Source organism: Streptomyces sp. NRRL WC-3549 (genome assembly GCF_000721935.1).
Lineage (GTDB): Bacteria > Actinomycetota > Actinomycetes > Streptomycetales > Streptomycetaceae > Streptomyces.
In genome coordinates this window covers 37,722-42,536 of the sequence record NZ_KL585421.1, presented here as the reverse complement: position 1 = coordinate 42,536, position 4,815 = coordinate 37,722, and the positions used below count along the sequence as shown (strand labels likewise).

Annotated in this window: 5 protein-coding genes; 3 read left to right on the top strand and 2 right to left on the bottom strand. The window is 73.2% G+C overall.

Translation table 11 applies throughout. The annotated features are described in order from the left end of the window. A partial coding sequence (locus tag IH13_RS0125510) for a sensor histidine kinase (RefSeq protein ID WP_063837490.1) occupies nt 1-1,194 on the bottom strand: 1,194 nt, incomplete at its 3' end. A 144-nt stretch (nt 1,195-1,338) separates the two neighbouring features. Here IH13_RS0125510 and IH13_RS0125505 point away from each other — a divergent pair. The 3 genes from IH13_RS0125505 to IH13_RS0125495 all read left to right on the top strand — a co-directional run bounded on the left by IH13_RS0125505 (nt 1,339) and on the right by IH13_RS0125495 (nt 4,340). Continuing rightward, nucleotides 1,339-1,716 carry a DUF4190 domain-containing protein gene (locus IH13_RS0125505; protein WP_234433387.1) on the top strand — a complete coding sequence of 126 codons (378 nt, stop codon included), beginning with the start codon at nt 1,339-1,341 and terminating at the stop codon, nt 1,714-1,716. 19 nt (nt 1,717-1,735) lie between these two features. Beyond that, the gene (locus IH13_RS0125500; protein ID WP_031088227.1) at nt 1,736-3,364 is read left to right on the top strand and encodes an alpha/beta hydrolase; all 1,629 of its coding nucleotides are present in this window, start codon (nt 1,736-1,738) and stop codon (nt 3,362-3,364) included. 196 nt (nt 3,365-3,560) lie between these two features. Next, on the top strand, nt 3,561-4,340 hold the full coding sequence (locus tag IH13_RS0125495) for an SDR family NAD(P)-dependent oxidoreductase (RefSeq protein WP_031088225.1): 780 nt from the start codon (nt 3,561-3,563) through the stop codon (nt 4,338-4,340). 37 nt (nt 4,341-4,377) lie between these two features. Here IH13_RS0125495 and IH13_RS0125490 read toward each other — a convergent pair. Continuing rightward, nucleotides 4,378-4,815 (bottom strand): hypothetical protein (locus IH13_RS0125490; protein WP_324605198.1); only part of this gene is annotated, 438 nt, incomplete at its 5' end.

Below are 4,815 nucleotides of genomic sequence, written 5' to 3'. Positions count from 1 at the left end.
AGATGTGTATAAGAGACAGATCTCGCCGTGCAGCAGACGCACGCGCTCGGTGAGCCCCGGCAGGCCGTGGCCGGACGTCCGGAAGGCGCCCCGGCCCGAGCTCGTTCCCGTACCGCTCCGGTTGACCACCGTGAGCTCCAGCGCGTCCGGCGCAGCCGTCACGGTGACCCGGACCGGTCCGCCCGCACCGTGCCGCAGCGCGTTCGTCAGGCCCTCCTGCACGATGCGGTAAGCGGCCCGGGAGAGCGTCCCCCGCATCCGCGCGAGGTCGCCCGACAGCTCCGGCTGCACGACCGCGCCCATGTGCCGCAGGCGGTCGAGCAGTTCGGGGAGGTCGGCCAGGGTACGGGTCGGCGCCGTCCCCACGGGCTCCTCGCGCAGCATGCCCAGTACGTGGTCCAGGTCCTCCAGGGCGGCCCGGGACGACTCCTCGATGCTGCGCAGGGCGGCGCGCGCCGCCACCGGGTCGGCGCAGAGCACCTCGCCCGCGACCGCCGCCTGGATCGTGGTGGCCGTCAGCGTGTGCCCGATCGAGTCGTGCAGTTCGTGGGCCAGCCGGTTGCGCTCGGCGAGAGCCCGCTCGCGTTCGGCCGCCAGCGCGAGCCGCTCGGCCGGTGAGGGCCCCAGCAGCCGGGGCGCCAGCCACCGCAGGGCGTACGTCACCGCGGGGCACAGGGCCGCCGCGAGCAGCAGGCAGCCGAGCGCCGCCGCCCAGCTCCGCCAGCCGCTGTCCAGCCGCACCGACCAGCCGTTCACGCTCACCCCGGCCTCGGCACCGGCCCATCCGCCGGGCAGGAGCAGGCCCGCGACGAACAGCAGGACGCTCAGCTGCGCCCCGGCCCAGCCCAGTGCGACGTGCGACAGCAACCAGAGAGCGGTCCGCCCGCGGCCCGCGCCGGGAGCGCCCGCGCACCGGGGCTTGGCCACGGGGTCCGGCAACGGCACCGCGAGCATCCGCCGGGCACAGGCGATGAGTACACGCCGCGTGGTACGGGCCAGTCCGGTCACGCCGATCAGTACGGACCAGACCAGCAGGGTGAGAGCGAAGCCCACCCCCTCCGGAGCGGAGGACCACGCCACCGCCGGCAGCGCCGCGAAAGGCAGCAGTGGAAGGCTCGCCAGCGCGCCGCAGTAGGCGAAGAGCGCGCCCGCATAGGTGGAGCCGCGCATCAGCGGCCGGATTCCTCTGAACATGATCAGGTCAGTATGACCGGGCCGCCCAACGGCGGCCTCCCCCGATCGGGGGAGCGGATTCTCCCGCCTTTCCGCGATGTCCCCGAGCGCCCCGGAAAGCAGAATCGGGCCTCGCACCAGTTGACCGGACGGAAGGACGGGCCGATGAACGCCCAGGTAATCGAGACGCCGCCGAACCACACGGGGGCCGCCCCCGGCGTCATGGCGCCGAAGAACGGTCTGGCCACGGCCTCCATGGCTGTGGGCATCACCGGGCTGCTCATCTCCCCCGTCTTCGTCGGCGGCCCCCTCGCCGTGATCGGTCTGGTCCTGGGCCTCGCCGCGCTGATGACGGCCGGGCGGACCGGCGTCGGCCGGGGCAGGGCCGTCACCGCTGTGGTGACCTCGTCCCTCGCGATCGTGGTGTCCGGGCTCGCCGTCGTCCTCCTGCTCTGGTACGCGAACAGGACGCAGGAGTGCTACCGGCCCGACAGCTTGCACCAGTACGCGCAATGCGTCCGCCTGCACCTCGACGGAAACTGACGCAGGGAAGAGCCTCACCATGCGCGACAGAAACACCCGCAGGGCCCGCCTCTTCGCCGCCGGACTCGCGGCGGCCTCCCTCCTGACGACGGCGCCAGGGGCCTGCGCCGCGTCACAGCCGTCCGGTGCCTCCTCCGCCGAGGACCTCCTGCGGCCGTACACGCGGCAGGAACCCCGGTGGAAGCGCTGCGACGCGAAGGACCCCGACACCTTCCAGTGCGCGACGCTCGAAGTGCCGCTGGACTACGCCGACCCAGGCGGCAGGACGATCGGCCTCGCGATATCCCGGCTCAAGGCGAGCAGCCCGAAGGAACGCCGCGGCGTCCTGCTGCTCAACCCGGGCGGCCCCGGCGCACCGGGGCTGCGCCTGCCCGTCGACCCGCTCATGGTGTTCCCCTCGGAGGTGAAGCGGCGGTACGACCTCATCGGCTTCGACCCGAGGGGCACCGGGCGGAGCGCCCCCGTCAGCTGCCGGTTGACCGCCGAGGAACAGTCCGACCATCCGTACAAGGCCGAGACCTTCGCCAAGGACGTGACCCGGGCACGTACGGTCGCCGAGAAGTGCCGGGCCGAAGCCGGTGGTGAGCTGACGCAGCTCACCACCCGCAACAGCGCCCGCGACATGGACGTCATCCGCGCCGCGCTGGGCGAGGAGAGGATCTCCTACCTGGGGGTCTCCTACGGGACCTATCTCGGGGCCGTCTACATGCAGTTGTTCCCCCGGCGGACCGACCGGGTCGTGCTCGACAGCGCGAACGACCCCACGCGGATCTACCGGGGGATGTTCCAGGACATGGCGAGGGCGGCCGAGCAAGCCTTTGCCCGGTGGGCCGTATGGACCGCCCGGCGGCACCCGGCGTACGGGCTGGGCGACACCCCGGCCGAGGTCCGCCGAACCTTCTGGGACCTGATCGCGCGGGCGGACCGCGAACCCGTCGCCTTCGAGGGGCAGACCCTCACCGGCGACGACATCCGCGCCGGCAGCCGTATGTTCTTCCACGTCCAGCAGGCCGCCGCATGGACAGCCGGGCTGAGGACGGCGGCCGAGGACGGGGGCCCGGCCTCGTCCGGCACGGCCGACGGGACCGGGGACCCGAACCGGGCCGAGGAGCCCGACGGGACCGGGGACCCGAACCGGGCCGAGGAGCCCGACGGGACCGGGGACCCGAACCGGGCCGAGGAGCCCGACGGGACCGGGGACCCGAACCGGGCCGAGGAGCCCGACGACGCCTACGTCTCAGCCGCCTGGTCCTTCATGTGCGCCGACACCCGCACCTGGTCGCACGACCCCGAGCAGTATCGCCGCGAGGCGATCCGCGACAAGGCCCGGTACCCGCTGTACGGCGACTTCGCGGCGGCCGTCACCCCGTGTGCCTTCTGGCCGCAGGGCAGTGAGCCGCAGACCACCGTCGACAACAAGGCCGGTGCGCTGATCACTCAGAACGAGTGGGACCCCCAGACCCCCCTCTTCGCCGGCCGGGCCATGCACCGGGCCCTGCGCGGCTCCCGGATGCTCACCGTCACCGGTGGCGAGGGGCACGGCGTCCTCTACGCTCCGGACGGCGGTTCCTGCGCGGACGCGGTCGCCACGGCCTACCTGACCACTGGCAGGCTGCCGGCCGAGGATCTGACCTGCCGGGCCCGATGACCTGGGTCGGAGATTCGCCGTTGACCGGGGGTGAGTCGTCCGGGTCCGAAGCTTCCCGTCGTCGGTGACCGATGCCACGCGGGCCGTGCCGGAGGGCTGGGTGTGGCCCCGGCCCCTACGGACGACAAGGACTCACGCCTCACCTGAGGCTGACCACCCGTCACGGCAGGCGCTCTCGCACTACTAGGCTGCCGGGATGACGTCGCAGACCTACCTCTCCGAACTCTTCTCGCTGGACGGCCGTGTCGCCGTGGTGACCGGCGGGAGTTCCGGTATCGGCCGTGCCATCGCGGGGGCGCTCGCCCGCGCGGGCGCGAGCGTCGTGGTGATCGCCCGGCGGGAGGCCGAACTGGTGCGGACCGTCGACGAACTCACCGCGGACGGCTGCCGGGCCGCCTGGGTGAGCGCCGACCTCGCGACGTCCGAGGGGGTACGGGCCGCGGGCGAGGAGGCCGCGGCCGTCTTCGGGGAGCCGGACGTCCTGGTCAACTCCGCGGGGGTCAACCTGCGTCCGCCGATGGGCGAGCTGGACGAGGAGGTCTGGGACACCACGATGACGGTGAACCTCAAGGCCCCCTATCTGCTGGGCCGGCGGTTCGGCCCCGGCATGGCGGAGCGCGGATTCGGCCGGATCATCCACATCACCTCGCAGCAGGCGCACCGGGCGTTCGTGCAGAGCGGGGCGTACGGGGTCTCCAAGGGCGGGCTGGAGTCGCTGGCCCGCTCCCAGGCCGAGGCGTGGTCACCGTACGGGGTCACCTGCAACACACTGGTGCCTGGCTTCGTGATGACGCCGCTCAACGTCCGGCTCTCCCAGGACCCGGAGAAGGTGGCGGCTCTCGCCGCCCGCACGATGACCGGCCGCAACGGCCTTCCCGAGGACTTCGCCGGCGCCGCGGTGTTCCTGGCGAGCCGGGCCTCCGCGTACGTCACCGGGCAGTCGGTGTTCGTGGACGGCGGTTTCTCGGTGCACTGAGGCCCGGGCCGCGCCCGTTCCCGCGGCGGCGGCCCCGTCACACGAGGTGCCGGCGGACGAGCGCAGCGGCGCAGAACACGAGGACGCCGAAGGCGAGGAGGCGCTGCAATCCCGGCTGGGCGGCGAGGCCGCTGTGCTGGATGCCGTACACCGCGTATGCGTTGGCGGCGAGATCGGTCGCCATGACGGCGCAGGCCAGGTCCAGCCCCCGCCGTCTGCCGCCGAGCAGCAGCGCGGCTGCGAGGGTGTCGAAGAGGGCCAGCGAGGACCAGTAGAGGTTCAGCCACCCCGGCGCCCAGTCGTAGGGGTGCAGGCCGTGCCGGACGAGGTCGCTGACGTGGGAGACCGTGCCGACGAACAGCAGGCCGGCGGCGACGGCCAGGGCCGGCACCACCGCCCTGAGCGGCGCGTGGCGTATCCAGCCGGTCATGGCGCGTGGGCCTCCTGGTGGCTGCTCCAACGTGGCGGCGGCCGG